Source organism: Actinoallomurus soli (assembly GCF_024055715.1).
Classification (GTDB): domain Bacteria; phylum Actinomycetota; class Actinomycetes; order Streptosporangiales; family Streptosporangiaceae; genus Actinoallomurus; species Actinoallomurus soli.
Genome location: NZ_JAMXMV010000013.1, coordinates 157,587 through 184,069, shown reverse-complemented (window position 1 = coordinate 184,069; position 26,483 = coordinate 157,587). Strand labels below are relative to the sequence as shown.

Genomic DNA, 26,483 nt, shown 5'->3' with positions numbered 1-26,483 from the left:
GGATCACCGCCGCCTGCGGGCGAGCACCGCGTTGCCCACCGCGAGGAGGACGCCCGCCAGGAAGATGAGGGTTCCCATGACGTTGACCTGCGGCGGCAGGCCGTTCTTCTGCGCGCCCCAGATCCACAGCGGGAACGTCAGGGTGGAGCCGCTGTTGAAGCTCGTGATGATGAAGTCGTCGATGGACAGCGCGAAGGCCAGCAGCCCGCCGGCCAGCACCGCCGGGAAGATCATCGGCAGCGTGACGAGCCGGAACGTCGTCCAGCCGCTCGCGCCCAGGTCCTGCGCGGCCTCCTCCACGAACGGGTCGAGGGTCAGCACCCGCGCCCGTACCGTGACCGCCACGAACGACAGCGAGAACATGATGTGCGAGACGAGGATCGTCAGGTAGCCGCGGCCGACACCCAGCTGGACGAAGAACGACAGCAGGGACGCGCCCATCACCGTCTCCGGCGCGGAGATCGCCGCGAACTGCACGAGGTTCAGCGCGCCCTGCCCGCGGAACCGGAACCGGCCCAGGGCCAAGCCGATCAGCGTGCCGAGGACCGTCGCGCCGAGCGCCGCCAGGACCGCGATCGTCAGCGAGTTGACCAGCGCCGTCGTCAGGTCCGGCACCGCGAAAAGCTTGCCGTACCACGTGAACGTGAAGCCCTGCCACGTCAGGTTCAGGCGCCCCTTGGCGTTGTTGAACCCGAACGCGATCATCACGGCGATCGGCAGGCACAGCCAGACGATGATCAGCCAGGTGTAGGCGTACAGGAGCCGGTCGCCCCAGCCATGCCGGCCCCGCCGTGCCCGGACGGCGGGCCCGGCCTGCGTCATGGTGGTCATGAGGCCTCCTTCGTCGGCCTCATGACCAAGGTGCTGTGCCTGGTGATTCCCTCGCTTCGCTCGGTCATCTGGCCGCCACCTCCAATACGTCCTCGGTGCCCAGCGCCCGCGCGTACGCGAAGATCCCGATCAGCAGGATCGCCATCAGCGCGAACGACAGCGCCGCGGCCTGGGGGTAGTCGTTGTTCACCAGGTAGAGGTTCTGGATGACGTTGCCGATCATCGTGTTGTTGGTGCCGCCGAGCACCGTCGCGTTGACGTAGTCGGCGCTGACCGGGACGAACGTCATGAGCACGCCCGCGAACACCCCCGGCACCGACAGCGGCAGCACCACCCGCAGGAACGCCTGCGCCCGGCCCGCGTACAGGTCCTGCGCCGCCTCGATCAGCCGCGGGTCCACGCGCTCCAGCGCCACGTAGATCGGCAGCACCATGAACGGCAGGTAGTTGTAGGTGAGGCCGGCCACGACGGCGAAGCCGGTGGCGAGCACGTGGAAGTCCTGGGGCAGCAGCCCGGCGTTCTTCAGGGGACCCAGGACGATGCCGTCATCGGCCAGCAGGAACTTCCAGGAGAACGTCCGCAGCACGAACGACACGAAGAACGGCAGCAGCATCAGGAACAGGTACGTCGACTTGCGGCTGCCGCCGCGGAAGGCGATCCAGTACGCGGCCGGGTAGGCGAGCAGCACGCACGCCGCCGTCGCCAGCAGGCCGTACACCAGGGAGCGGATCAGCTGGTCGTCGTAGGCCGACAGGCTGTCGGTGTAGTTCTGCCAGTGCCAGGTGAGCTGGAAGCCGTTGACGACGTCGCCCTGCATCAGCGAGAACGACAGCATCACGACCATCGGCAGCACGAAGAAGATCGCGAGCCAGAGCCCACCGGGCAGGACCAGCAGGTACGGCGCGAGACGTCTGCGCATCGGTCACCCCGCCGTGATCTGCTGGAAGACCGCGTTGTACTGCTGCTCCTCCGCCGTGGTCATCTTCCGGTAGTGGTGGAGCCGGGCGTAGTCGGCGTCGGAGGGGAAGATCAGCGGGCTGTCCGACAGCGTCTGCAGCGTCTTCTTCCGCGACCCGGTGGCCTTGGCCGCCTCGGCCGCGAGGACCTCCTTGGCGCCCGGGACCGGGGTGACGTAGCTGACGATCTCGGCGAGCTGGGCGGCGACGTCCGGCCGGTAGAAGTAGTCCAGCAGCGTGATGGCGTCGACGGGGTTCTCGGCGGTCTTGGGGATCGTCAGGTTGTCGGTCCAGATCGTGCCGCCCTCCTTCGGGATGACGAACTTCAGGTTCGACCCCTCCGAGAGGTTCTGCTGGAAGATGTCGCCGGAGTACGCCATGGACAGCCAGATGTCGCCGCGGGTCAGCGCGTCGATGTAGTCCTGGTCGAAGTACTTGCGGACGATCCCCTGGTCCCGCTGCTCCTTCAGCTTGGCGCCGGCCTTCTTCCAGTCGTCCGGCGTGGACTGCTCCGGGTTGACGCCGACCGCCATCATCCCGAAGTTGCCGATCTCCTGGACGTCGGACAGCATCCCGACCTTGCCCTTGAATTTCGGGTCCCACAGGTCGGCGAGGCTGGTGATCTCCCGGCCGGTCTTCGTCGGGTCGTAGGCGATCCCGGTGATCCCGGTCTGGTAGGGGACGCTGTAGACGTTGTCCGGGTCGAAGGACTCGTTCTTGTACGCGGCGCCGGCGTTCTTGGTGAAGTTCGGCATCCTGGAGTGGTCCAGCGGCACGAGGTAGCCGAGCTCGGTGAGCTTGGTGAACGACACGCCGTTGGTGATGACCATCAGGTCGTACCCGATCGACTGGTTCGCCTGCAGCTGCGGCTGGATCTTGCCGAACCATGACGGGTCGTCCTGGATGACCTCCCGGTAGGTCACCGAGATGCCGGTCTCCTTGGTGAACTGCTTCAGCGGGGTACGGCCCTTGTCCATGTACAGCGGCCAGTTGGCGAAGTTCACGTGGCCGTGCTTGGTCTTGCCGTTCCAGTACTTCTGGACGTCGCTCTGCTTGGCCGGGGCGGCCTTGGTGCCCTTGACGCCGCAGGCGGCCAGGCCGAGACCGGCGCCGGCCAGGCCGAACAGCCGCAGGGCGTCGCGCCGGCTCCGAGTCATGCCGCGCAGGAGCTCGGGGTTGATCTCGTTCATCATGCTCCGATCGCGTAGGAGTGGCGGGGCTCCCAGGAGAGCCAGACGGTGTCCCCGGACGCGGCGACGTCGTCCGCGGAGGAGGCGTTCTGCACGAAGACCACGACCTCGGCGCCGGTGGACGTACGGACCGTGTAGTTCGTGAACGTGCCGAGGTAGACGACCTCGGTGACGGTGCCGCGCAGCGCGCACGCCTCCCCGTCCGGAGGGTGCAGGCCGATGGCGATCTTCTCGGGCCGTACGGTGAGCTCGACGGTCCCGCCGGCCTCCGCAGCGGCACCGGGGATCAGGATCCGCTCGCCGGGTCCCGGCTCGATGACGGCCGTGTCGCCGTCGGCGCGGGCGACGGTGCCGGACAGCACGTTCGAGGTGCCGATGAAGCCGGCGACGAAGGCGGTGGCGGGCCGCTCGTAGACCTGCCGCGGCGGGCCGAGCTGCTCGATCACGCCTTCGTTCATGACCGCGATGCGGTCCGACATCGTCAGCGCCTCGCCCTGGTCGTGGGTGACGTAGACGAAGGTGATGCCGACCTCGCGCTGGATGCGCTTGAGCTCGACCTGCATCGCCTGGCGCAGTTTCAGGTCCAGCGCGCCGAGCGGCTCGTCCAGCAGCAGCGCCCGCGGGCGGTTGACCAGCGCGCGTGCCAGCGCGACCCGCTGCTGCTGGCCGCCGGACAGCTCGCGCGGCCGGCGCTTCTCCCGGCCGGCGAGGTCCACGATCTCCAGCATCTCCCCGACGCGGCGGGTGACCTCGTCCTTGGGGGTGTTCTTGCGACGCAGCCCGAACGCGACGTTCTCGAACACGCTCATGTGCGGGAACAGCGCGTAGGACTGGAAGACCATGTTGACGTCGCGGCGGTTGGGCGGCACGCCGACGACGTCGCCGCCGTGCAGGATGATCTGGCCCTCGGTGGGCTCGTCGAACCCGGCGATCATCCGCATCGTCGTCGTCTTGCCGCACCCGGACGGGCCCAGCAGGGAGAAGAACTCGCCTTCGGCGATGGTCAGGTCGACGCCCCGTACGGCGGTGACCGTCTCGCCGTGGGACTGGAAGCTCTTGACGACGCCGCGCAGCTCGATCGCGGCGACCTTCGCGGCGGTGGCGGCCTCGGTCTCGCGCAGCTCGGTCATTCCCCGGCTCCGATGTAGCTCATGACGTGCTTGATCCGCGTGTAGTCCTCGAAGCCGTACATCGACAGGTCCTTGCCGTAGCCGGAGTGCTTGAAGCCGCCGTGCGGCATCTCGGAGACGAAGGGGATGTGGGTGTTGATCCACACGGCGCCGAAGTCGAGCCGCTTGGACATCCGCATCGCCCGCCCGTGGTCGCGCGTCCAGACGCTGGCGGCCAGCGCGTACGGCACACCGTTGGCCATGCTGATCGCCTCGTCCTCGTCGGCGACGCGCTGGACGGTGATGACCGGGCCGAAGATCTCGCTCTGGATCATCTCGTCGTCCTGGCGCAGGCCGGTGACCACGGTCGGGGCGTAGAAGTAGCCGCGGTCGCCGACGCGTCCGCCGCCGGCCACCACCTCGGCGTGCGCGGGCGCCCGGTCCAGGAAGCCGGTGACGCGGTCCAGCTGGTTCGCGTTGTTCAGCGGGCCGTAGAAGGCGTCCTCGTCGCTCGGCGGGCCGACCCGCGTGGCCTGGGCCCGCTCGGCGAGCGCGGCGACCAGGTCGTCGTAGACGCCGGGCGTGGCCAGGACCCGGGTGGCGGCGGTGCAGTCCTGGCCGGCGTTGAAGTACCCCGCCTCGGCGATGCCGCGGGCGGTCTTGGCCACGTCGGCGTCGTCGAAGACGAGCACCGGGGCCTTGCCGCCCAGTTCGAGGTGGACCTTCTTCAGCGAGCCGGCCGCCTGCCGGGCGACCTGCATGCCCGCCCGTACCGAGCCGGTGACCGAGATCATCTGCGGGATCGGGTGGCCGACCAGCTCGCGGCCGGTGTCACGGTCGCCGCAGACGACGTTGAGCACGCCCGGCGGCAGGAACTCCGCGGCGATCTCGGCGAGCATGAGCGTGGTGACCGGCGTGGTGTCGGACGGCTTGAGCACGACCGTGTTGCCCGCCGCCAGCGCCGGCGCGATCTTCCAGGTCGCCATGACCATCGGGTAGTTCCACGGCGTGACCTGCGCGCAGACGCCGATCGGCTCGCGGCGGATCATGGAGGTGTGGTCGGTCATGTACTCCCCGGCCGAGCGTCCCTCCAGCAGCCGGGCGCAGCCGGCGAAGAACCGGAACTCGTCGGCCATGGGGCCGACCTCCTCGTCCCGGGTGAGCTGCAGCGGCTTGCCGGTGTTGCGGCACTCGGCCTGGACGAGGTCCTCGGCCCGGGCCTCGATGGCGTCGGCGATCCGTAGCAGGGCCAGGCTCCGCTCGCCGGGCGTGGCGTCGCGCCACTGTTCGAACGCCGCGGCGGCGGCGGTCATCGCCGCGTCGACGTCCGCGGGCCCCGACAGCGGCGCCTGGGCGTACGTCTCGCCGGTGCTGGGATCGATCACGTCGGACGTGCGGCCGTCCTTGGCATCGACGTGCTCGCCGCCCACGAAGTTCCGCAAGGTCACGGTCGGCCTCCGGGGTCTACAGGCTGTGATGAGCCGACCCTGACAGAACGAACCTCCCAAAACAAGCGATTCCGTTGTTACGAATAGATTTCACGACGAAATCCTTGACTTCTGGAGCTGATCTGCCACGATGTCGCAGCAAGGGAGGTCGCGATGACCGACGATCAAGGGCCACCCGCACGGCCGGTGGCGAACGGACGGCGCACGGGCAACAACGCCCTCGACGAGACGTCCAAGAAACTGATCGAGCTGCTCCAGGCGGACGGCCGCAGTTCGTACGCCGCGCTGGGCAAGGCGGTGGGCCTGTCCGAGGCCGCCGTACGGCAGCGCGTCCAGCGGCTGCTGGAGTCGGGCGTGATGCAGATCGTCGCGGTCACCGACCCGCTCTCGCTGGGCTTCTTCCGGCAGGCCATGATCGGCGTCCGCTGCGAGGGCGACCTGGAGAGCGTCGCCGACGCCCTCGCCGGCTTCCAGGAGATCGACTATGTCGTGATCACCGCGGGCTCCTTCGACCTGCTGGTCGAGATCGTGTGCGAGAGCGACGACCACCTGCTCGACCTCCTCGGCCGGATCCGGGCGGTGCCCGGTGTGGCCGGCACCGAGAGCTTCGTCTACCTCAAGCTCCGCAAGCAGACCTACGCGTGGGGAACCCGCTGAGAGAAAGCAGAAAGATGAACCTCCAGGACGCCGCCAAGCGCCATCTGTGGATGCACTTCACCCGGATGTCGTCCTACAAGGACGCCGACGTTCCCGTCATCGTCCGCGGGGAGGGCGCCTACGTCTACGACGACAAGGGCCGGCGCTATCTCGACGGCCTGTCCGGCCTGTTCGTGTCCCAGCTCGGGCACGGCCGCCGCGAGCTCGCCGACGCCGCGGGCGCCCAGGCCGGAGAGCTGGCCTACTTCCCCCTGTGGTCCTACGCCCACCCGGGCGCGATCGAGCTGGCCGAGCGGCTCGCCGCCCTGGCCCCCGGCGACCTGAACCGGGTCTTCTTCACGGCGAGCGGCTCCGAAGCGGTCGAGTCGGCGTGGAAGCTGGCCCGCAACTACTTCAAGCTGATCGGGCAGCACGGCCGCTACAAGGTGCTCAGCCGCGACATCGCCTACCACGGCACCTCCATGGGCGCCCTGTCGATCACCGGCCTCGCCCCGATCAAGCACCCCTTCGAGCCCCTCGTGCCGGGTTCGGTCCGCGTGCCCAACACCAACTTCTACCGCGCGCCCGAGTACGGCGACTCCGCGGAGCGGTTCGGGCAGTGGGCGGCCGACGAGATCGAACGGGCCATCCTGCGGGAGGGCCCCGAGTCGGTGGCCGCCGTCTTCCTCGAGCCGGTGCAGAACGCCGGCGGCTGCTTCCCACCGCCGCCCGGCTACTTCGAGCGGGTCCGGAAGATCTGCGACAAGTACGGCGTGCTCATGGTCTCCGACGAGGTGATCTGCGCGTTCGGGCGGCTCGGGCACTACTTCGGCGCCGAGCGGTACGGCTACCAACCCGACATCATCACCTTCGCCAAGGGCGTCACCTCCGGCTACTCGCCGCTCGGCGGCATGATGGTCAGCGACCGGCTCGTCGAGCCGTTCGCCGACGGGCCCGCCACCTTCCTGCACGGCATCACCTTCGCCGGGCACCCGGTCTCCACCGCGGTCGCCCTGGCCAACCTCGACCTGTTCGAGAAGGAGAAGGTCCTCGACCACGTCCGTGAGAACGAGGCCGCCTTCCGCGCCACCCTGGAGAAGCTGACCGACCTGCCGATCGTGGGGGAGGTCCGCGGCGCCGGCTACTTCTACGGCATCGAACTCGTCAAGGACAAGGACACCCGGGAGACCTTCAGCGGCGAGGAGTCCGAGTGGCTGCTGCGGGGCTTCCTGTCCTCCGCGCTGTTCGACGCCGGCCTGGTCTGCCGGGCCGACGACCGCGGCGACCCGGTGATCCAGCTGGCCCCGCCGCTGATCTGCGGCCAGGAGCACTTCGACGAGATCGAGCGGATCCTGCGCGCGACGCTGACCGAGGCCTGGTCCCGGCTCTGAGCCGGCGGCAGGCCCTCCGGCCCGGCATCACCTCCTGACCTCATGTCACCGAGGTGGTGCCGGACCGGCCCGCGACGACCAGGCGACGCATTCGCTCGTCCCTCCGCCGGGCGGTCCTTCCCGGCGCGCGCGGCCGGGCTCACCGCAGGCGCTTGTAGAAGAAGCTGCAGTCGCGCAGCACGCCCGACGGGTCGCTCGCATAGTCCGGAACGATGCCGTACCGCGTCCAGCCGGCGGTGGTGTAGAGGCTCTCGGCGACGCTGCCGGTCTCGGTGTCCAGGAGCAGGAGCCCGGCGCCGAGCTCCGCGGCGGCACGCTCGGCGGTGGCCAGCAGCGCCCGGCCCAGTCCCCGGCCCCGCGCGTCGCGGTGGACCATCAGTTTGACCACCTCGGCGCGGTGCCGGCCGTTGGGCTTGGATTCCAGGGCGAGGCCGACGGTCCCGTCGACGCCCCGCGGGCCGGGGCAGGCCCACACGAGCAGGCTCCCGTCGGCCACGGCCGGGGTGCGCGCCCGCCACCAGTCGAGCGCGGCGCCGCGCTCGAACGGCTCCACGAAGCCGAGGGAGTGACCGCCGGCGACGGCGTCCATCAGGAGGTCGGCCAGGTCCGGCACGCGGGCGGTGAACTCGGCGGCGGACAGGCGGGTGATGGCGTGCACCGGGGGATCTCCTTCGCCGGCCGGCGATGGGGGAGGGGACTGGGTCAGCGGCCGCACGGCGCCCGAACCGGACTCTCGCGCGGTGAAGGACGTCACGGCAGGACCACCAGCAGGACGTAGCGGACCGGCTCGGCTCCGGTGCAGCGGAAACGCGACCGGCCCCACAACCGGAACCGGAGGCAGTCGCCTTCGCCCAGCCGGTACGTGTGCCCGTTGGCGCCGATCTCCAGGGTCCCTTCGAGCACCCAGATGTGCTGCTCCAGGCCGGGGACGGGCGGTCCGTCGTAGGAGATGTCCGCGCCCGGGGTCAGCAGCCCCTCGATGACCTCGCCGCGGAGGCCGGGGTGCGGAGGCGACACCGACCGCCGCACGAAACCCGACGCCTCGTCCCGCCACACGGTCTGCTCACCGGCCCGTACGACGTGGGGAGGGTCGGTCTCGACCTCGGCGAGGAGGCGTGACATCGTCCGCTCGTAGGCCGCGCACAGCCTGCCGAGCAGGGCGGCGGTGGGGCTGATCTCGCCGCGTTCCAACCGCGACAGGGTCGAACGACTCACCCCCGTCCGGCGGCCCAGCTCCTCCAGCGACCAGCCACGCTCGACGCGCAGCTCCGCCAGCCGGGCCGCCAGCCGGGCGTCCACCCCATCCGGCCCGCGCTCCTGGACCGGGCTCTCTTCTCCCATATAGGGGAAGATATCCCAGAATTGAGAGAAGGTCGTGCTCTTGTCAGCTCCGCGCCGGGCGTGATTCGGCGATCGCCAGGCCGGTGATGGCCGCCAGCAGCAGCGCTGTGCCGCCGACCGTGGCGTCGGTGAGCCGCTCGCCCAACAGCACGACCGCCAGTACCGCGGCGCTGACCGGCTCGATCAGCATCACCACGGCCGCGGTGGCCGCCCGCACGACGGCCGCGCCGGCGAAGTACAGCGGATAGGCGAGCGCCGTCGTGACGACGGCCACGTACAGGATCATCAGCAGGACCCGGCCGAGGTGCGCCGTGTGCGGCCAGAGCCCTTCACCCCACGCGAAGGGAAGCATGATGGCCGCGCCGATGCCGAACGACCTTACGGTCAGGGTGTAGGGGTTCTCCCCGGTCCCGTGTCGCCCGGTCCAGCGGCCCAGGACGTTGGTCACGGCGTATCCGGCCGCCGACAGCAGCGCGAGCCCGACGCCGACGGGACGGACGACGCTCTGCTGATTTCCCAGGACGAGGATCGCGAGGCCGGCCAGGGCGCCGCCGACGGCGAGGAACCCTCCGCGTCCGAGGCGCTCGCCCAGGAACAGCCGCCCGCCGCCGGCGGCGAACACGGGAGCGGCGCCCAAGGCCACGATGGTGCCGACGGCCAGTCCGGTGTCCCGGACGGCGCCGAAGTAAGCGGTCTGGAACACCGCCAGGCCGATGCCCGTCCCCGTCGGCAGGAGCACCCGCCGCCGTACCGGCTGGGACGTGCGGGGTCTGCGGGAACGGCGCAGTGTCCGTGCCGCGACCAGCAGCGCCATTCCCGTAAGGAAGCGCCAGAAGGAGATCGCCATCGGCCCCAGGTCACTCGACCTGTAGACGACCTCCACCGCGGCCCCGGTCGTCCCCCAGGTGGACCCGGCGATCGCGAGATAGATGAGTCCGCGTGGCGCCGAGCGTGGAGCGCTCAGTACGGCGGACGGCGTCGTAACGGCAGTTTTCGACACAGAATCTCCAGACGGAGCAGAGCGGTCGTGGTCGCCTGCGCGGGCACGACCGGCCGGCACGTCGATACGCTCATCGACGTGCGGTCTCGATCGCGACCCGTCTAGAGGGTCGGAGGCGCAAGCGCTGCCGTACACATGGGCCTCACTCTAAGCCAACGGCACGGCAAGCCCCATGAGCCGCGGCCCGGGATCGGTACGACCCGCGCATGGCCGCCGGATCGCTGGCCGGATCCGGTCTCCGCGGCCGGCCGCGTCCCGGCCGGCAGTCGATATTCGGGCCATCTGTAAAAGATGGGGCGTTCGCTCCCAATCATGGGACGCGTGTTCCGGGACCTGTGGAATTCACGAGAACGGCCGTGATTCACCGCGCCAGAGGCGTTGGGCCACCGTGCGCGTACATAGAGTGGACGGATCGGCGTCATCGTTGACTTGACAAAGATCATGAAGTCATTGAATCTGTCGGGCGAGGCCGGGTGCCTCGCCGACGCGAATTACGGACGGACGGGCTTCGGGGGCCGAGGCCCGTTGAAGTATCAACGAAAGCGACTCGTTCGTGCCTGAGACCAACACGACGGAAGAGACCATCTTCGACCGCCTGGGCGACCGACCGCAGGTCGCGGCGCTGGTCGACTGGACGCTGCTGAAACTCGACAAGAACTCGGATTCGATCCATCTGTCGTTCACCACGACCGAGGCTTTCACGAATCCCGGCGGAAGCGTCCACGGCGGATTCATCACGGCCATGCTCGACGAGTGCATGGGCTCGGCCATTGTCGGGCTCACCGACGCGCGGTTCCTGCCCGTCACGATTTCGATGTCGATCGACTTCGTCAAGCCGGTTCCCGTGGGCCGGATCTTCGGCGAAGGCCGCATCACCTCAATGGGCAATACGTCCGCTTTTCTCGAGGCACGGCTCATGGACCAGGCCAGTCGGCCCCTGGCCCGGGCGATCGGGACCTACCGCCTGACCCCCTTCCCCAACGGCCCGGACCACGACTCCGGGTCCCGGTAGCGGTCCCGCCGCCTCGCAGATCACGCCGCCTCTCGCCCGCCCAGCGGGCCTCGAAGGATGGAACGCCGCGCATGAGCAATTTCGAGAGACTGCTGTCCGCCACCGACAGGGAGTTCACGAGCGAGATCGAGAACAACCCGCTGATCGAACTCGTCCTCGGCGGCGGGATGAAGCGCGAGCACTACATCAGCTATCTGCGCGAGACGTACCACATGGTCCGCCACACCTCCCGGATGCTGTCGCTGGCCGGAGCGCGTCTCGGCGACGAGTACCGCGGACTGCGGGACTGGTTCTTCGACCAGGTCCGCGAGGAGAACAACCACGACCTGTTCTGCGTCAACGACCTGCGGAACCTCGGCGAGGACGTCGACCGGGTCCTGGCCGTCCCGCCGATGCCCGGCTCCTGGGGCCTGGTCGCACAGAACTACTACATGGCGACCTACGGAAGCCCGCTGGGCATCCTCGGCGTGGCCAGCCTGACCGAGGGGCTCGGCGCGGACCTGGGCAAGGTGATCGCGGACACGCTCAGGCAGCAGTACGGCCTGGAACGCGACCAGGTGACCTTCATCAGGAGCCACGGCGGGTTCGACACCCGGCACATCGAGGACGTCAAGAAGGCCGTCGACGAACTGCTGGTCGGGGACTCCGACCTCGATGAGGTCATCCAGGGCAGGCGGATGACGATCCACTATTACGGCCAGATGTTCCGCGACGTGATGAGCGCCACCTCCTAGATGATCACCTACGACGGTCTCCACCTGGAAGACGACGCGATCCTCGCCAACCGCGACGTGACGTCCCCGATCACCCTGGTCGCCGCCCCCGCCGACGAGTCGGTCCTGCGGGAGGTGCGCAAGTACCAGACCTGCGAGATCCAGGACGTGCACGAGCACGATGAGTACCGGGAGTTCCTGGAGAAGGCCCTCAAGCCGCTCGGGCTCTACAGCGAGGACTTCCTTCCGAGCACCACGTCGAGCTGCTACAAGGTCACCTACCGCGATCAGGCGGTGGCCATCTTCCGGCTCACGCCGGTCGCCCCGGACTCGGTCTTCCACCGGACGATCCCCGGAGCGTCCGGCAGGAAGATCCTCCAGGTCAACAACGTCGCGGTCGAGCAGACCTACCAGGGCGATCTCCTCCTGGGCATCATCCTGAAGAACTGCGCCCTGCTGTCGTACACCAAGGGGTTCGACTTCGTCGCCGGGCTGGTCCGGTACGAGGTCCTGCCCCTGTTCGTCGACTTCGGAACGCTCCCGGTCCGGCACGAGCCCCTGCACCTGCTGGGAGACGCGGCCATCTGCGACTACGTCACCTACTTCAGGACCGACCGCAGGGAGCACATCGACTACGCCCTCGCCCGCAGCTACCACTACTTCCACCGGAAGGTCACGATGAAGAGCATCGCCGCCGACGTGAAACGGTCGGCCCCGCGCGCGACGGACGAGCTCGGGGGCGTGTGAGGTGGGCTCGACGGATCAGGACGCCGCCACGGCCGGCGGCACGGCCGCCGGTTCGAACGGGCGGCCGGCGCCGGCCCGCCTCATGCAGACCGTCCTGCACGCGATGGCCGCCAAGACCGTCTACGCGGCCGCCGAGCTGGGCCTGGCCGACCTGCTCGGCGACGGGCCCCTGACGACGGCCGAACTGGCCGAGCGCACCGGCGCGCACGGGCCGTCGCTGCGGCGGCTGCTGCTGGCCCTGGCCGGGATGGGGCTGGTGACCCAGACCGCGACGGACCGGTTCGAGCTGGCCGAGTCCGGGCGGCCCCTGCGCAAGGACGCCCCGGACTCCATCCGCGAACTCGTGCGGATGCTGTGCGGCCCGGCGGTCTGGCGGAGCTGGGACGAACTGGTGCCCAGCGTGCGCACCGGAGAGCCGGCCTGGGACCTGGCGCACGGGGTCTCCTGGATCGAGTACTACGCGCGCGAGCCCGAGGAGGCGGCGACGTTCAACCGGGCCATGGCCGAGCACACCCGGGACGCCGCGCCCGGCATCCTCGCCGCGGCCGACCTGTCGCGCTTCGGCACGGTCGTCGACGTCGGCGGCGGCGACGGCACCCTGCTCTCCCACGTCCTGCGAGCCCATCCGGGCGTACGGGGCGTGGTGTTCGACGTGCCGACCGGCCTGGCCGCGACGGCCACGACGCTCGCCGAAGCCGGTGTCGCCGCGCGGTGCGAGGTGGTCAGCGGCGACTTCTTCGTCTCGGTGCCCGCGGGCGCCGACGCCTACCTGCTCAAGCAGATCCTCCATGACTGGGACGACGAGCGCGCCACCGCGATCCTCCGCAACGTCCGCGCCGCGGTGCCGCCGGGCGGCCGCCTGTTCGTGATCGAACGGGCCGTGCCCGAGCGCGTCACTCCCGGCGACCCCGCCGAGACCCGGGACCTGCTGCTGGACCTGCACATGCTCGTCGCCACCGGCGGCCGGGAGCGCACGGAGCGGGAGTTCGAGCGGCTGCTCGACGCCGCCGGGTTCGAGCAGGTCCGGCTGACCGCCCTTCCCCGCTTGGACTTCCGGGTGATCGAGGCGACCCCGGCCTGAGGAGGCACCGCGCATGACGCTCCCGACCGACACCACGGTCCTGGACGGCCCGGCGATCCTGGCGGCCGCCCGCGCCGTCGCCCCGGTCCTGCGCGAGGAGGCCGAGGCGGGCGAACGCGGCCGCCGGCTGACCCCGCGCGCGGTGGAGGCGCTGCGCTCGACGGGCGTGTTCCGCATGGCGATGCCGCGCGCCTGGGGCGGGCCGGAGGTGGACATCCGCACCCAGACCGAGATCATCGAGGAGTTGTCCGCGGCCGACGGGGCGGCCGGCTGGTGCGCCATGATCGGCTCGGACGGCGGCTTCTACACCGCGCCCCTGGAGGACTCCGTCGCCCGCGGGCTCTACCCCGACCTGGACATGATCACCGCGGGCTGGATCGTCCCGGCCGGCCGGCTGCACCGGGTGGCGGGCGGCTACCGGCTGGAGGGCCGCTGGCAGTTCGGCAGCGGCTGCACGCACGCCGACGTCATCATCGGCGGCGCGCTGGTGTTCGAGGACGGCGCCCCCGTGATGACGGAGGACGGGCGGCCGGAGACCCGCGTCGCGATGCTGCCGGCCGGGGAGTTCGAGATCCTCGACACCTGGCACACCACCGGGCTGGCCGGCAGCGGCAGCCACGACTACGCCGTCGAGGGCGCGTTCGTCCCGGCCGGGCAGACCTTCCGGTTCGGCGACCTTCGCCGCCGCCGGCGCGCCGGCACCCTCTACGCGTGGCCGGGCATGTTCTTCGCCAACCTTCCCGGGGTGCCGCTGGGCATCGCCCGCGCCGCGCTGCGATCCGCCGAGCAGATCCTGGCCGACAAGATGCTCGTCCCGGAGATGCGCCCGGCGCGCGAGGACCCGCGGGTACGCGCCGGCGTCGCCCAGGTCCACGCGATGGTCGGTGCCGCCCGCAGCTACCAGTACGACGTCCTGGGCGAACTGTGGTCGACGCTGGAGACCGGCGCCGAGCCGTCGCTGCGCCTGCGGGCCGCGCTGGTCGGCGCGCACATGCACACGATCCGGACCTGCCGCGACGCCGTACGCCTCCTCGCGGACGTCGTCGGCAGCGCCTCGATCTACCGGCGCTGCCCGCTCGAGCGCCACCAGCGCGACCTGACCACGATCGGGCAGCACCTCATGGGCCAGCCCAAGATCATGGAGATGGCGGGCGCGCTGTGGCTGGGCGTCGACAAGGCCCTGGCCCGGCACCCGCTGTCGGCCGAGGGCCTGATCTGACGGCCCGCGCGCATCCGGCCACGGGCCGGAGGGACCGCCGCACCGCCGTCGACGGCCGGTCGTCCGCCACGGCGGGCCCGCGTCCGGCGGGCGCCTACCGCTTGCGCGGGTGGGTCTCGCCCGTGCCAGTTCGCTCCAGCGCCTGACTTCTTCTCGATGGGAACCCGTGCGCGTCGCGTGAGCGGCCGCGGCGGCCGTCGCCTCGTCGGCGGGACCGCCGCGGTACAGGAGCGTCAAGGGCCAGCTCGGTTCGCGCGCGCCGGTCCGTCGAAGGGATGCCAGTCCCACGGGACGTCGAAGCGCCGGGCCTGTCGCCGATGCGGCGGGGCGGCTCCACGTTCGGTCGTTCCCCGGTCACGGGCGCCGGTCCCGGCCCGGCGCGTCCCCTGCCCCCTCGCCGCCGATCCGAACACCGCCGTCACGGCCCGCGGCTCGCTCCTGCCCGCCTGGTGACGGCGCCCGGCGCGCCGGATCGTACGGACAAGGCCGGTCACGGGTGGCCGTGCGGGTCACCAGTGCGCCGGGCGGGTCAAGGCGGACGGCAGCCGTGTGGCGGCGTCGCCGCGGGCGGCGTTGACCTGGGCCTGGGTCAGGAAGATCGCGCCGGTCAGGTCCGCTCCCCGCAGGTCGGCGTCGCGCAGGTCGGCCCCGATCAGGTCGGCCGTGCGCAGGTCGGCGTTCCGCAGGTCCGCGGCGATGAGGTAGGCCCCGCGCAGGTCGGCGCCGCGCAGGTCCGCGCCGCGCAGCCGCGCCCCCATGAGGTCGGCGCCCCGGCGGTTCTTGGGGCGGCCGGGCACCCCGGCCCGTACGAGCTCGCTGGCGCGCAGCAGGAGCGGATTGACGCGGGCTCGGTGCGCGGCGACGTCCGCCTCGGCCAGCTCCTCGGCGCCGGCGCGGGTGAGGCGTTCGGTGTCGGTCAGCGCCCGGCGCAGCTCGCCGTGGACCGGGCGGGCGGCGGGCAGCGCGAGCGCCTCGGCGAGGTACCACAGGATCTCGTGGAGCTGCCGCATGACGGCGAACACCGCGAACATCCGCCGGGCGGTGCCGGGCGACTCCCTCCAGTCCTGTCCGGCGAAGGTGACCTGGCAGACCTGCTGCCCGGCGCCGAAGCAGTCGAAGACGGTGCAGCCGGAGAAGCCCTTGCCGCGCAGGTCGGCGTGGATGCCGCAGCGGAAGTCGGCGTTCAGGTTCGGGCAGGGCCGTCCGGCGTCCTTGTCGATGGCGAAGCCGGCCGAGGCCGCGAACGGCAGCGCCACGCAGCACAGCCCCTGGCAGCGTCCGCAGTCGGCGCGCAGGTCCGTACGGGCCGTCGTGAGGGGGATGGTCTGGCGTTCGCGGGGCAACGGCGCGCTCTCCTGGCTGGGCTCGGCTCCGGGCGCGGCGCCCGGCACGGACCTTCATTGTCCGGGACCTGGCGCCGTGCCGGAGCCCGCGTGCCGTTCAGAGGCCTTCGGCTCAGAGCGTTCGGCTCAGAGCGTTCGGCTCAGAGGCGTTCGACGATGGTCGCGTTGGCGAGGCCGCCGGCCTCGCACATCGTCTGCAGCCCGTAGCGCCCGCCACGCTGTTCGAGGACCGACAGCAGCGTGGTCATCAGGCGTGCGCCGCTGGCTCCCAGCGGGTGTCCCAGGGCGGTGGCCCCGCCGTTGACGTTGACCTTGGCCGGATCGGCGCCGGTCTCGGCGAGCCAGGCGAGCACGACGCTGGTGAAGGCCTCGTTGACCTCGAACGCGTCGATCTCCTCCAGCGACAGGCCCGCGCGGTCCAGGACCTTGCGCGTCGCGGGGATGATGCCGGTGAGCATGAGCAGGGGGTCGTCGCCCACCACGGCGAAGGAGTGCAGGCGGGCGCGGGGCCGCAGCCCGAGCCGCCGCGCCGTCGCGCCGCTGGTGATGAGGACGGCGGCGGCGCCGTCGTTGACGGGTGAGGAGTTGCCCGCGGTGATCCGCCAGTCGAGGTCGGGGAAGCGCTCCTGCCACACGTCGGCGCGGAAGGCGGGCCGCAGGCCGGCCAGGATCTGCGGCGTGGTGCCCGGCCGTACGGACTCGTCGCGGGTGACCTGCACGGGCGTGCCGTCGGCCGAGGGCGCCTTGAGGGGGGATACCTCGCCGGCGAAGCGGCCCTCCTCCCACGCCCGCGCGGCGCGGTGGTGGCTCTCGACGGCGAAGGCGTCCAGCCGTTCGCGGGACAGATCCCAGCGCTGGGCGATCAGCTCGGCACTGACGCCCTGCGGCACCAGGCCGCCCGGGTAGCGCTCGGCCACGCCCGCGCCGAGGAAGTCGCGTCCGGCCGTCTGGCTGCCGATCGGCACCCGGCTCATCGACTCGACACCGGAGGCGATCACCACGTCGTACGCCCCGCTGATGACACCCTGGGCCGCGAAGTGGATCGCCTGCTGGCTGCTGCCGCACTGGCGGTCCACCGTCACGGCGGGCACCGACTCCGGCAGCCCGGCCGCCAGCGCCGCCCACCGCGCGGTGTTGGCGCTCTGCTCGCCGATCTGGCCGACGGCTCCGCTGATCACGTCGTCGACGGCGGCCGGGGCGATCCCGGTCCGTTCCAGCAGCGACCGGATCGCGTGCGCGTGCAGGTCGACGGGGTGCATCCCCGACAGGGCGCCGCCCGGCTTGCCCTTGCCGATCGGCGTGCGGACCGCGTCGACGATGACCGCGTCGTTCATGAGACATCCCCTCACTCGCCATCGAAGCTACTGACGGGTATACCGTGCAAAGTTGGATTTCACAACCCACTGATCGCGGGCGTCACCGCGTCCTGGGGGTAGGTTGGGCCACAGGACCGGCCGGTGCGCCGACGGCGCCGAGCGAGGAGGGCAGCCCCGTGGCCGTACGCGGCCGTCAGTGTTCGATCGCCGACGCGCTGGCCGTGATCGGCGAGAAGTGGAGCCTGCTCGCCCTGCGGGAGATCCTGCTCGGCGAGCGGAGGTTCGACCAGATCGCCCGCAACACCGGCGCCAGCCGCGACATCCTCGCCACGCGGCTGCGGACGCTGGTGGACGCCGGGGTGCTGACCAGGCGCCAGTACGAGGCGCACCCGCCGCGCCATGAGTACGTGCCGACCGAGGCCGGGCGGGCGCTGCAGCCGATCCTGCTGAACCTGATGGACTGGGGCGACCGCTACGTCGCCGAGGGCCCGCCGCCGACGGTCTGGCGCCACTCCTGCGGTGCCGACCTGCGCCCGCAGACGGTGTGCGCGCACTGCGGTGAGCCGGTGACGGAGGAGGGGGTCAGCCCGGTCCGTCTCGGCCCCGTCCGGTGACCCGCGGGGGAATGGTCGACGGGAAACGTTGCTATCGTTGAAGATTCAATCAGCATGGAAGGGTCGCGTCATGCAGTTCGGGATCTTCACGGTCGGCGACGTCACGCCGGATCCGACCACCGGCAGGACGCCGAGTGAGCATGAGCGGATCACGGCGATGGTGACGATCGCGCGCAAGGCCGAGGAGGTCGGTCTGGACGTGTTCGCCACCGGCGAGCACCACAACCCGCCGTTCGTGCCCTCGTCCCCGACGACGATGCTGGGCTACATCGCGGCCTGCACCGAGCGGCTGATCCTGTCGACCGCGACCACGCTGATCACCACGAACGACCCGGTGAAGATCGCCGAGGACTTCGCGATGCTCCAGCACCTGGCCGGCGGGCGCGTCGACCTGATGCTGGGCCGGGGCAACACCGGCCCCGTCTACCCCTGGTTCGGCCAGGACATCCGCCAGGGCATCCCCCTGGCCGTCGAGAACTACGCGCTGCTGCACCGGCTCTGGCGCGAGGACGTGGTCGACTGGAAGGGCCGCTTCCGCACCCCGCTGCAGGGGTTCACCAGCACGCCCCGGCCGCTGGACGGCGTCCCGCCGTTCGTCTGGCACGGCTCGATCCGCAGCCCGGAGATCGCCGAGCAGGCCGCCTACTACGGCGACGGATTCTTCGCCAACAACATCTTCTGGCCCAAGGAGCACTTCCAGCGGCTCATCAGCCTGTACCGGGAGCGTTACGCCCACTACGGGCACGGCACGCCCGAGCAGGCGATCGTCGGCCTGGGCGGGCAGGTGTTCATGCGCAAGAACTCCCAGGACGCCGTGCGGGAGTTCCGCCCCTACTTCGACAACGCCCCCGTGTACGGGCACGGCCCGTCGCTGGAGGAGTTCACGGCCGAGACGCCCCTCACCGTCGGCAGCCCCCAGCAGGTCATCGACAAGACCCTGACCTTCCGCGAGCACTTCGGGGACTACCAGCGCCAGCTGTTCCTCATCGACCACGCCGGACTGCCGCTCAAGACCGTCCTGGAGCAGCTGGACCTGCTCGGCGAGGAGGTCGTCCCGGTGCTGCGCGAGGAGTTCGCCGCCAGGCGGCCCGCCGGGGTCCCCGACGCGCCCACCCACGCCTCCCTGCTGGCCGCCCGCGGCACCGAGACCCCGGCCGAGGCGGCCTCATGAGCGAGCGGAGCGAGCAGCACGGCGCCGCTGGGGACTCCTCCGGCGAAGCAGGCCGCACGGGTGAGCGAAGCGCCTCCTCGGGCGGAGAAGGCCGGATCGACCCGCTGCGGGTCGTCGCGGTCTCGGCGGGCCTGGGCACGCCGTCCTCGACCCGGCTGCTGGCCGACCGCCTGGCCGCGGCCACCCGCGAGCACCTGACCGAGGGCGGGCGCCCCGCCGAGGTCACGGTCGTCGAGCTGCGCGACCTGGCCACCGACATCGCGGGCGCCATGGTCACCGGATTCCCCGGCGCCCGGCTGCGCCCGGCGATCGAGGCGGTCACCGGCGCGGACGGCCTGATCGCGGTCACCCCGATCTTCTCGGCCTCCTACAGCGGGCTGTTCAAGTCGTTCTTCGACGTGATCGACAACACCGCTCTCGCCGGCCGCCCCGTCCTGATCGCCGCGACCGGAGGCACCGCCCGCCACTCGCTCGCCCTCGAGCACGCGCTGCGGCCGCTGTTCACCTACCTGCGCGCGATCACGGTCCCCACCGCGGTGTACGCCGCGCCGGAGGACTGGAGCTCCGGCGGCGACGGCACCGGCGACCTGGCGGCCCGGATCGGCCGCGCGGCGGGCGAGCTGGCCGCCCTGATGGGCGACCGCCCGTCCGGGCCACCGCCGGAAGGGGCCGTCGTGCCCTTCGCGGAGCAACTGGCGGCCCTGCGCCCGGAGTGACTCAGCCCGGCACGATCTGGTTCTTGCCCAGGACCCGTACGCCGCTCGCGGTGACGGTGAAGTGCTGCCGGTCGTAGTCCTCATCGACGCCGATCCGGGCGCCGTCGGGGATGACGACGTTCTTGTCGATGATGGCGTTCCGGACGACGGCGCCGCGCCCGACCCGTACGCAGTCCATCAGGACCGAGCCGTGCACGGAGGCGCCCGCCTCGATGTGGACGCCGGGGGACAGGATGGAGCTCTCGGCCACCCCGCCGGCGACGATGACGCCGGGGGAGACCATCGAGTCGACGGCGTACCCGCGCCGCCCCTCCTCGTTGAACACGAACTTGGCCGGCGGCAGCGGGTCGTGACCGGTGTAGATCGGCCACTCCTGGTTGTACAGGTTGAACACCGGGTGGATGGAGATCAGGTCCATGTGCGCCTCGTAGAAGGCGTCCAGGGTCCCCACGTCGCGCCAGTACCCGCGGTCACGGTCGGTGGAGCCGGGCACCTGGTTGTCGGCGAAGTCGTAGACCTGCGCGCGGCCGGCCTTGACGAGCTTGGGGATGATGTTCCCGCCGACGTCGTGCTTGCTGGACAGGTCGGCGGCGTCCTCCTTGACCACGTCGACGAGGACCTTGGTGTCGAAGACGTAGTTGCCCATGGAGGCGTAGACCTGGTCGGGTGCGTCCGGCAGGCCCACCGCGTCCTTGGGCTTCTCCCGGAAGGCCGCGACACCGACGCCGTCGGGGTCCGTCTCGATCACCCCGAACTGGTCGGCGAGGGACAGCGGCTGGCGGATGGCGGCGATCGTGACTCCTGCGCCGGACTCGATGTGCTGCTCGACCATCTGCCGCGGGTCCATGCGGTAGATGTGGTCGGCGCCGAAGACGATCACATGGTCGGGCCGCTCGTCCTCGATCAGGTTGAGGTTCTGCAGGATCGCGTCGGCCGAGCCGGCGAACCACCGCGGCCCCAGCCGCTGCTGGGCGGGCACGGGCGTCACGTAGTTCCCCAGCAGCGTCGACATCCGCCACGTACGAGACACGTGCCGGTCCAGGCTGTGGTTCTTGTACTGCGTCAGCACCACGATCTTGAGGTAGCCGGCGTTCGCCAGGTTGGACAGCACGAAGTCGATCAGCCGGTACATTCCGCCGAAGGGCACCGCGGGCTTGGCCCTGTCGGCCGTCAGCGGCATCAGCCGCTTGCCCTCCCCGCCCGCCAGCACCATCGCCAGGACATGAGGTCTCGCCATGGCCAGACCTTAGCCCTCCCACCAGCGTTGAAACAGGACGAGGAGGCATATTCGGCACTACGCTGCCGGGCATGCGCGTCGACCTGCTCACCCGTGAATACCCGCCGGACGTCTACGGAGGCGCCGGAGTCCACGTCGAGTACCTGGCCCGGGAGCTGCGCCGGCTGTGCGACCTGCGGGTCCACTGCTTCGACGGCGAACGTACCGAGCCCGGCGTGACCGGCTACCGCGTCCCGGAGCCGCTGCGGGCGGCGAACCCGGCCCTGCAGACGCTCGGCGTCGACCTGGAGATGGCCGCCGGCGCCGGGGGTGCGGACCTGGTGCACAGCCACACCTGGTACGCGGGCCTCGCCGGTCACGTCGCCAAGCTCCTGCACGGCGTCCCGCACGTGGTCACCACCCACAGCCTCGAGCCGTTGCGGCCCTGGAAGGCCGAGCAGCTCGGCGGCGGGTACGCGATCTCCTCCTGGGCCGAGCGCACCGCGATCCTGGCCGCCGACGCGGTCGTGGCCGTCTCCGAGGGCATCCGCCGCGACGTGCTCGCCTGCTATCCCGAGGTCGACCCCGGCCGGATCACGGTCCTGCACAACGGCATCGACACCGACCAGTACGCCCCGGACCACGGCACCGACGTGCTCACCCGCCACGGCATCGACCCCGAGCGCCCGTCCGTGGTCTTCGTCGGGCGCATCACCCGCCAGAAGGGCCTGCCCTACCTGCTGCGGGCCGCCCGGTCCTTCGACCCGGCCGCCCAGCTCGTCCTGTGCGCCGGAGCGCCGGACACCCCGGAGATCTCCGCGGAGGTCGAGGGGCTCGTCGGGGAGCTGCGCCGCGACCGCGGCGGGATCGTGTGGATCGAGCAGATGCTGCCCCGCCCCGAGGTCGTGCAGATCCTCAGCCACGCGACCGTGTTCGTCTGCCCGTCGGTGTACGAGCCGATGGGCATCGTCAACCTGGAGGCCATGGCCTGCGAGGCGGCCGTCGTCGCCACCGCGACCGGCGGCATCCCCGAGGTCGTCGCCGACGGCGAGACGGGACTGCTCGTCCCGATCGAACAGGCCGCCGACGGCACCGGCACCCCCGTCGACCCCGATCGCTTCGCCGCCGACCTCGCCGAACGCGTCAACGCGCTGCTCGCCGACCCCGCGCGCGCCGCCGCGATGGGCGAGGCGGGCCGCCGCCGGGCGATCGAGCACTTCTCCTGGTCCCGGATCGCCCGCCGCACCCACGACCTGTACGCCTCCCTCACCTGACACCGTCCCCACGCGCGGAGTACGGGATTACCCGGATCCCCCGGAGGCGGTTCACCGGGGAGACTGTGCCCCGTCACCGGTGAAAAGGGCGGGCGATGGTGAATGGCATCGGCGGAGTCATACTGGAATGCCCGGATCCGGGGTGTGAGCCCCGGATGGTGGCGGCACGGCCGGCACCCGTGCTGCGCGGCCACGTCGCCGGGTACGCCGGTCTGCGCGTCGACGCCGACCGGCCGCTGCGGGGTCGCGCCGTGGCCGGCTGCGGGGTCACGCTGTTCCTCGACTTCGCCGCCTCGGTACGGGTGGTGAGCGGGCCGGACCGCCCCCTGCGCGTCCAGGCCTCGCACGTCACCGGCCTGCACGACCGTCCCGTCCTGTTCGAGCAGCACAGCCGCCACCGGGGAATGGCCGTCGAGCTCACCCCGCCGGGGGCGTACGCGCTGTTCGGCGTGCCGATGCGGGAGCTGAGCAACACGACCGTGGACCTGGCCGACCTGCTGGGGCGCCGCGCGGAGCGGCTCACCGGGCGGCTCCGTGACGCGCCGGACTGGGCGACGCGGTTCGCGCTGCTGGACAGTGTGCTGCCGGCCTGGTTCGGCGCCGGGCCGCAACCGGCGCCGACGGTGCTGCGCGCGTGGCGGCTGCTGCGGCGGACCGGCGGCACGGTGAGCGTCGCCGCGCTGGCCGAGGAGGCCGGTGTGACCCGCCGCTGCCTGGAGATGCGTTTCGCCGCGCAGATCGGGCTGCCGCCCAAGACGATCGCCCGCCTCGTGCGGTTCGAACGCGCCGCGCGCCTGCTCACCGCGCCGGCGGGACCGCCGCCGGCGCGGATCGCCGCGGTGTGCGGCTACGCGGACCAGGCGCACCTGACCCGGGAGTTCCGTGCCCTGGCGGGCCGCACGCCCACCACGCTCCGCGCCGAGCACGCCGCCGCCACCACGGTCCACTGATCACGTTTCGCGTTCGCATGCGAACGCTTCGCATTCGTTCAAGACCCGCGGAGGGGCCCGCACCTAGCGTTCGAGGTGGAAATTCCCCCGGACGAAAGGGTCCGCTCATGCGAATACCGAAGATCACGACGGCGGCCGCCGCCGCGGGCGCGCTGGTCACCGCCGGCGTCGTCCTCGCGTCCCCCGCGAGTGCGGCGCCGGCCCCGGCCCAGGGGACGCTCACCCTCCGCTGCAACCACCCCTGCAGCGACCCGCCCGGCCCCGGCTGGCGCTACATCGACAACTACTACTGGGCCAGCAGCTGCATCGAGGTCGGCAACCGCGGCATCAACAACCGCTCCTGGTCCAAGTACCAGTGCTACGGCAGCACCTGGACCAATTACGACCTCTGGGTGATCTGATCACCCACCGGTGAGGGCGGGCGCCCCCCTCGGCCGCCCGCCCTCACCGGTCTCCAAGAGCTCACGGCCGGTGGCCCGGCCCCGGGGTCGCGCCGGGTCACCCGGCGGCGCGGTCGCCGACCGGGCACGGCGCGGCCGGCGCCGGGGCCGCGGGAGCCGGAGCGGCCGCGGGCCGGCCGGTCCGCGACCCTACGGTTTCGGAGACGGCCGCGATCAGGGACAAGGCGATGACGACGGCGCCGTAGGCGGTCGCGGTCGCCCGCAGGCCGAACGACGGGACCGCGATCCCGGCGACGACGGCGGGCACGCTGAAGGCCAGATAGCTGATGACGTACACCGAGGCGAACAGTTCCGCCCGCTGCCCGGTGCCCGCCAGGGCCGCCACGGACCGGAACGCCCCGAGGAACGCGCCGCCGAACCCGCAGCCCGCGATGGCCGTTCCGATGAAGAACAGCGACGTCGAGGCGGTGCCCAGCGCCAGGAGCGTCACGGCGGTCCCGGCGGCCAGCGCGGCCGACCCTGCGGCCATGACCCGCTGCGGCGCCCGGTCGCGGACGAGCACCGAGACCACGGCGCCCGCCCCGGTCAGGGCGGTGACGACGAGCCCGCCGACCAGGTGGTTGCCGATGTGCAGCACGCCCGCGGCCAGCGAGCCGCCCAGGGACAGGTACAGCCCGCCCAGCGCCCAGGTCGCCACCAGGCAGGGCGCGACGGCCAGGAACGCCGCGCGGGCGGGGGCCGGGACGGCCGCCCGGGGCCGTAGAGACGCCAGCGCGCCGGGGCGCGGGGTCACCAGGTCGGGAATGAACGCCATCACGGCCGCCAGGACCACGAAGACCCCGGTGAGCACCGCGAAGACCAGGGTCGTCGGCGCGGGGGCGTACTGGACCAGCGCTCCGCTGCCCAGCGCGCCGGCGGCCAGGCCCAGGGAGGGGGCCACGCTGTTGACCAGGGAGCCCAGCCGCGCGCCGGGCTGCAGGTCGACCAGGCCGGCGCTGATGGCGCCGGTCGCGGCGCCGGTCGCCAGGCCCTGCACGACGCGCGCGGCCAGGAGCGTCCCGACGTCCCCGGCGGTGAGGAACACGACCATGGCGGCGGTCTCGGCCAGCAGCGCGGCGATCAGCACGGGCCGGCGGCCGAGGAAGTCCGACAGCCCGCCGACGGTCAGCAGCGCGACGAGCAGGGCGAGGGCGTAGACGGCGAAGACGGCCGTCAGGGTGGTCGCCGAGAATCCCCACCGGTGCTGGTAGACGACGTAGAGCGGGGAGGGGGCGCTCGCTGCGCCCATGAAGGCCAGCAGGGTCGTCCCGAGCAGCCAGAAGCCGGCCGTGCGCGGCAGGCGCCGGGCCGCACGGGCGGCCGCGGGCGTGACGCGGTCGTCCACTGTGGACATTGTGATGCTCCTCAATAGTTCCAAAATCTTCGAACTATTGGAGGTTACTCCGGCCCGGCCCACTGTTCAACTATTATCGAACCATGCGGCCCGGATCGACACGTGAACTCGCCCATCCCGACGCGGCGGACCTCGTCCTGACCGACGTGCTGTTCGCGCTCAGCGACCCGGCGCGCCTGGAGATCACCCGCCGCCTCGCCGAGGGCCCCCTCGAGGTCGCGGCCTGCCAGCCCACCGGCGGCGACCTCCCCAAGTCGACCCTGTCCCACCACCTGAAGACGCTGCGCGAGGCCGGTGTCATCCGCAACGTCCCGCACGGCCGGCAGCGCTACGTCAGCCTGCGCCGCGACGACCTGGAGCAGCGGTTCCCCGGCCTGCTCGCCGCCGTCCTGCGCCCGGCCCCCGCCGGCGAATGACCCCCTGACCGCCACCACGGCCCCGGCGGGCGATCCCGCCACCGGCGCCACAACGCCGCCCGCGCCACAACGCCGCCCGCGACCGCCGACCGAAAGGACGACCCGCCGTGTCCACGCTCGACTCCCCGATCCCGCGCTTCCACCTGGCCATGCCCGTCGACGACCTGGAGGCCGCCCGCGTCTTCTACGGCGAGGTCATCGGCTGCGCGCAGGGCCGCAGCGCCGACACCTGGATCGACTGGAACCTGCACGGACACCAGTTCGTCACCCACCTGGCACCCCGCCGCGCCGAGCGCGTGCACAACCCGGTCGACGGCCACGACGTTCCCGTGCCGCACTTCGGACTGATCCTGACCATCCCGGAGTTCCACCGGCTCGCCGAGCGGTTCCGCGCGGCGGGCACCACGTTCGTCATCGAGCCGTACCTGCGATTCGAGGGGCTGCCCGGCGAGCAGTGGACGATGTTCCTGCTGGACCCGGCGGGCAACGCCCTGGAGTTCAAGGCGTTCGCCGACGACGCGCAGGTCTTCGCCGTCTGAGCCCCGCGCCGCCGCCGGTAAGGGTGGGCCTACGCTGGGCGGCATGCCGGATCCCGCACCACTGCTGACCATCGGGCAGGTCGCCGAGCGAACGGGCCTGAGCGTGCACACGCTGCGCTTCTACGAGCGTGAGGGCGTCCTGGTCGACCCGGTGCGGCGCGACCCCGGCGGCCGGCGCCTCTACAGCGACAACGACGTCGACTGGCTGACGGTCTGCGTCATCCTGCGGGCCTCGGGCATGCCCCTGCCGGCGATCCGCCGCTACACCGAACTGGTCCGGGAAGGCGACGGCAACGAGGAGGAACGCCTCACCCTCCTGCGCGCCCACCGGGAACGGCTCACCGCCCAGATCGGCGACCTGACACGGTGCCTGGACCTGGTCGACCACAAGGTCGGCGTGTACGAGGACGTCCTCGCCGGCCGCGCGGCGCCGTGCCGTCCCGCGTCCGCGGGCTGAGGA

28 protein-coding genes are annotated in these 26,483 nt (G+C 71.6%); 16 read left to right on the top strand and 12 right to left on the bottom strand.

Annotated features, from left to right (window positions below; genetic code table 11):
• Nucleotides 1-3: 3 nt before the first annotated feature.
• The 5 genes from NDW01_RS28700 to NDW01_RS28680 all read right to left on the bottom strand — a co-directional run bounded on the left by NDW01_RS28700 (nucleotide 4) and on the right by NDW01_RS28680 (nucleotide 5,534).
• On the bottom strand, nucleotides 4-831 hold the full coding sequence (locus NDW01_RS28700; RefSeq protein WP_252826487.1) for an ABC transporter permease: 828 nt from the start codon (nucleotides 829-831) through the stop codon (nucleotides 4-6).
• Between the two features lie 64 nt (nucleotides 832-895).
• Nucleotides 896-1,750, bottom strand: coding sequence for an ABC transporter permease (locus NDW01_RS28695; RefSeq protein WP_252826485.1), 855 nt, complete (start codon nucleotides 1,748-1,750; stop codon nucleotides 896-898).
• A 3-nt stretch (nucleotides 1,751-1,753) separates the two neighbouring features.
• A complete protein-coding gene (locus tag NDW01_RS28690) occupies nucleotides 1,754-2,980 on the bottom strand; it encodes a polyamine ABC transporter substrate-binding protein (protein WP_308211801.1) in 1,227 nt (408 codons plus the stop codon).
• Nucleotides 2,977-4,107 carry an ABC transporter ATP-binding protein gene (locus NDW01_RS28685; RefSeq protein ID WP_252826483.1) on the bottom strand — a complete coding sequence of 377 codons (1,131 nt, stop codon included), beginning with the start codon at nucleotides 4,105-4,107 and terminating at the stop codon, nucleotides 2,977-2,979. Before NDW01_RS28685 ends, NDW01_RS28690 begins: the two co-directional genes overlap by 4 nt.
• On the bottom strand, nucleotides 4,104-5,534 hold the full coding sequence (locus NDW01_RS28680) for a gamma-aminobutyraldehyde dehydrogenase (protein WP_252826471.1): 1,431 nt from the start codon (nucleotides 5,532-5,534) through the stop codon (nucleotides 4,104-4,106). Before NDW01_RS28680 ends, NDW01_RS28685 begins: the two co-directional genes overlap by 4 nt.
• Nucleotides 5,535-5,687: 153 nt before the next feature.
• On the opposite strand from NDW01_RS28680, the gene NDW01_RS28675 reads away from it, so the two are divergent.
• Both NDW01_RS28675 and NDW01_RS28670 read left to right on the top strand, forming a co-directional pair.
• A complete protein-coding gene (locus NDW01_RS28675; RefSeq protein WP_252826469.1) occupies nucleotides 5,688-6,191 on the top strand; it encodes an Lrp/AsnC family transcriptional regulator in 504 nt (167 codons plus the stop codon).
• A gap of 14 nt (nucleotides 6,192-6,205) precedes the next feature.
• Nucleotides 6,206-7,561: an aspartate aminotransferase family protein gene (locus NDW01_RS28670; RefSeq protein WP_252826457.1), complete on the top strand. Its 1,356-nt coding sequence runs from the start codon at nucleotides 6,206-6,208 to the stop codon at nucleotides 7,559-7,561.
• A gap of 139 nt (nucleotides 7,562-7,700) precedes the next feature.
• Here the strand turns inward: NDW01_RS28670 and NDW01_RS28665 are convergent, their stop codons facing one another.
• The 3 genes from NDW01_RS28665 to NDW01_RS28655 all read right to left on the bottom strand — a co-directional run bounded on the left by NDW01_RS28665 (nucleotide 7,701) and on the right by NDW01_RS28655 (nucleotide 9,902).
• Nucleotides 7,701-8,219 (bottom strand): GNAT family N-acetyltransferase, encoded by a 519-nt coding sequence (locus NDW01_RS28665; protein ID WP_252826455.1) that lies wholly within the window; start codon nucleotides 8,217-8,219, stop codon nucleotides 7,701-7,703.
• Nucleotides 8,220-8,311: 92 nt separating this feature from the next.
• Nucleotides 8,312-8,902 (bottom strand): helix-turn-helix domain-containing protein, encoded by a 591-nt coding sequence (locus NDW01_RS28660; RefSeq protein ID WP_252826442.1) that lies wholly within the window; start codon nucleotides 8,900-8,902, stop codon nucleotides 8,312-8,314.
• A gap of 43 nt (nucleotides 8,903-8,945) precedes the next feature.
• Nucleotides 8,946-9,902, bottom strand: a complete 957-nt coding sequence (locus NDW01_RS28655) for a DMT family transporter (protein ID WP_252826430.1) — start codon at nucleotides 9,900-9,902, stop codon at nucleotides 8,946-8,948.
• A 553-nt stretch (nucleotides 9,903-10,455) separates the two neighbouring features.
• Here NDW01_RS28655 and NDW01_RS28650 point away from each other — a divergent pair.
• From NDW01_RS28650 to NDW01_RS28630, 5 genes are all read left to right on the top strand, one after another.
• Nucleotides 10,456-10,914 carry a PaaI family thioesterase gene (locus NDW01_RS28650; RefSeq protein WP_252826420.1) on the top strand — a complete coding sequence of 153 codons (459 nt, stop codon included), beginning with the start codon at nucleotides 10,456-10,458 and terminating at the stop codon, nucleotides 10,912-10,914.
• 71 nt (nucleotides 10,915-10,985) lie between these two features.
• The gene (locus tag NDW01_RS28645; RefSeq protein WP_252826418.1) at nucleotides 10,986-11,648 is read left to right on the top strand and encodes a TenA family transcriptional regulator; all 663 of its coding nucleotides are present in this window, start codon (nucleotides 10,986-10,988) and stop codon (nucleotides 11,646-11,648) included.
• Nucleotides 11,649-12,374 carry a hypothetical protein gene (locus NDW01_RS28640; RefSeq protein ID WP_252826416.1) on the top strand — a complete coding sequence of 242 codons (726 nt, stop codon included), beginning with the start codon at nucleotides 11,649-11,651 and terminating at the stop codon, nucleotides 12,372-12,374. It begins immediately after the preceding gene.
• A gap of 1 nt (nucleotide 12,375) precedes the next feature.
• The gene (locus NDW01_RS28635) at nucleotides 12,376-13,455 is read left to right on the top strand and encodes a methyltransferase (protein WP_252826405.1); all 1,080 of its coding nucleotides are present in this window, start codon (nucleotides 12,376-12,378) and stop codon (nucleotides 13,453-13,455) included.
• Between the two features lie 13 nt (nucleotides 13,456-13,468).
• Nucleotides 13,469-14,674 carry an acyl-CoA dehydrogenase family protein gene (locus NDW01_RS28630; protein ID WP_252826393.1) on the top strand — a complete coding sequence of 402 codons (1,206 nt, stop codon included), beginning with the start codon at nucleotides 13,469-13,471 and terminating at the stop codon, nucleotides 14,672-14,674.
• Nucleotides 14,675-15,183: 509 nt separating this feature from the next.
• Here NDW01_RS28630 and NDW01_RS28625 read toward each other — a convergent pair.
• Both NDW01_RS28625 and NDW01_RS28620 read right to left on the bottom strand, forming a co-directional pair.
• Nucleotides 15,184-16,017, bottom strand: coding sequence for a pentapeptide repeat-containing protein (locus NDW01_RS28625; protein ID WP_252827166.1), 834 nt, complete (start codon nucleotides 16,015-16,017; stop codon nucleotides 15,184-15,186).
• Nucleotides 16,018-16,157: 140 nt separating this feature from the next.
• Nucleotides 16,158-17,351, bottom strand: coding sequence for a thiolase family protein (locus NDW01_RS28620; protein WP_252826358.1), 1,194 nt, complete (start codon nucleotides 17,349-17,351; stop codon nucleotides 16,158-16,160).
• A gap of 158 nt (nucleotides 17,352-17,509) precedes the next feature.
• Between NDW01_RS28620 and NDW01_RS28615 the strand changes: the two genes are divergently transcribed.
• From NDW01_RS28615 to NDW01_RS28605, 3 genes are all read left to right on the top strand, one after another.
• On the top strand, nucleotides 17,510-17,947 hold the full coding sequence (locus tag NDW01_RS28615; RefSeq protein WP_252826356.1) for a winged helix-turn-helix transcriptional regulator: 438 nt from the start codon (nucleotides 17,510-17,512) through the stop codon (nucleotides 17,945-17,947).
• 70 nt (nucleotides 17,948-18,017) lie between these two features.
• Nucleotides 18,018-19,118 carry an LLM class flavin-dependent oxidoreductase gene (locus tag NDW01_RS28610; RefSeq protein WP_252826354.1) on the top strand — a complete coding sequence of 367 codons (1,101 nt, stop codon included), beginning with the start codon at nucleotides 18,018-18,020 and terminating at the stop codon, nucleotides 19,116-19,118.
• 95 nt (nucleotides 19,119-19,213) lie between these two features.
• Complete coding sequence (locus NDW01_RS28605) at nucleotides 19,214-19,834, top strand: FMN reductase (protein ID WP_252827164.1); 621 nt, start codon at nucleotides 19,214-19,216, stop codon at nucleotides 19,832-19,834.
• A 1-nt stretch (nucleotide 19,835) separates the two neighbouring features.
• Here the strand turns inward: NDW01_RS28605 and glgC are convergent, their stop codons facing one another.
• Nucleotides 19,836-21,071, bottom strand: coding sequence for a glucose-1-phosphate adenylyltransferase (gene glgC, locus NDW01_RS28600; protein ID WP_252826352.1), 1,236 nt, complete (start codon nucleotides 21,069-21,071; stop codon nucleotides 19,836-19,838).
• A 71-nt stretch (nucleotides 21,072-21,142) separates the two neighbouring features.
• On the opposite strand from glgC, the gene glgA reads away from it, so the two are divergent.
• The 3 genes from glgA to NDW01_RS28585 all read left to right on the top strand — a co-directional run bounded on the left by glgA (nucleotide 21,143) and on the right by NDW01_RS28585 (nucleotide 23,675).
• Nucleotides 21,143-22,324 carry a glycogen synthase gene (gene glgA / locus NDW01_RS28595; RefSeq protein WP_252826350.1) on the top strand — a complete coding sequence of 394 codons (1,182 nt, stop codon included), beginning with the start codon at nucleotides 21,143-21,145 and terminating at the stop codon, nucleotides 22,322-22,324.
• Nucleotides 22,325-22,479: 155 nt separating this feature from the next.
• On the top strand, nucleotides 22,480-23,274 hold the full coding sequence (locus NDW01_RS28590; RefSeq protein ID WP_252826348.1) for an AraC family transcriptional regulator: 795 nt from the start codon (nucleotides 22,480-22,482) through the stop codon (nucleotides 23,272-23,274).
• A 107-nt stretch (nucleotides 23,275-23,381) separates the two neighbouring features.
• Nucleotides 23,382-23,675 carry a hypothetical protein gene (locus NDW01_RS28585; RefSeq protein ID WP_252826346.1) on the top strand — a complete coding sequence of 98 codons (294 nt, stop codon included), beginning with the start codon at nucleotides 23,382-23,384 and terminating at the stop codon, nucleotides 23,673-23,675.
• A gap of 97 nt (nucleotides 23,676-23,772) precedes the next feature.
• On the opposite strand, the gene NDW01_RS28580 is transcribed toward NDW01_RS28585, so the two are convergent.
• Nucleotides 23,773-25,068 carry an MFS transporter gene (locus NDW01_RS28580; protein ID WP_252826344.1) on the bottom strand — a complete coding sequence of 432 codons (1,296 nt, stop codon included), beginning with the start codon at nucleotides 25,066-25,068 and terminating at the stop codon, nucleotides 23,773-23,775.
• 83 nt (nucleotides 25,069-25,151) lie between these two features.
• Between NDW01_RS28580 and NDW01_RS28575 the strand changes: the two genes are divergently transcribed.
• The 3 genes from NDW01_RS28575 (at nucleotide 25,152) to NDW01_RS28565 (ending at nucleotide 26,480) form a co-directional block, all read left to right on the top strand.
• The gene (locus NDW01_RS28575) at nucleotides 25,152-25,484 is read left to right on the top strand and encodes an ArsR/SmtB family transcription factor (RefSeq protein ID WP_252783411.1); all 333 of its coding nucleotides are present in this window, start codon (nucleotides 25,152-25,154) and stop codon (nucleotides 25,482-25,484) included.
• 107 nt (nucleotides 25,485-25,591) lie between these two features.
• Nucleotides 25,592-26,023, top strand: coding sequence for a VOC family protein (locus NDW01_RS28570; RefSeq protein WP_252826342.1), 432 nt, complete (start codon nucleotides 25,592-25,594; stop codon nucleotides 26,021-26,023).
• A gap of 43 nt (nucleotides 26,024-26,066) precedes the next feature.
• Nucleotides 26,067-26,480, top strand: a complete 414-nt coding sequence (locus NDW01_RS28565; protein ID WP_252826339.1) for a MerR family transcriptional regulator — start codon at nucleotides 26,067-26,069, stop codon at nucleotides 26,478-26,480.
• Nucleotides 26,481-26,483 lie beyond the last annotated feature (3 nt).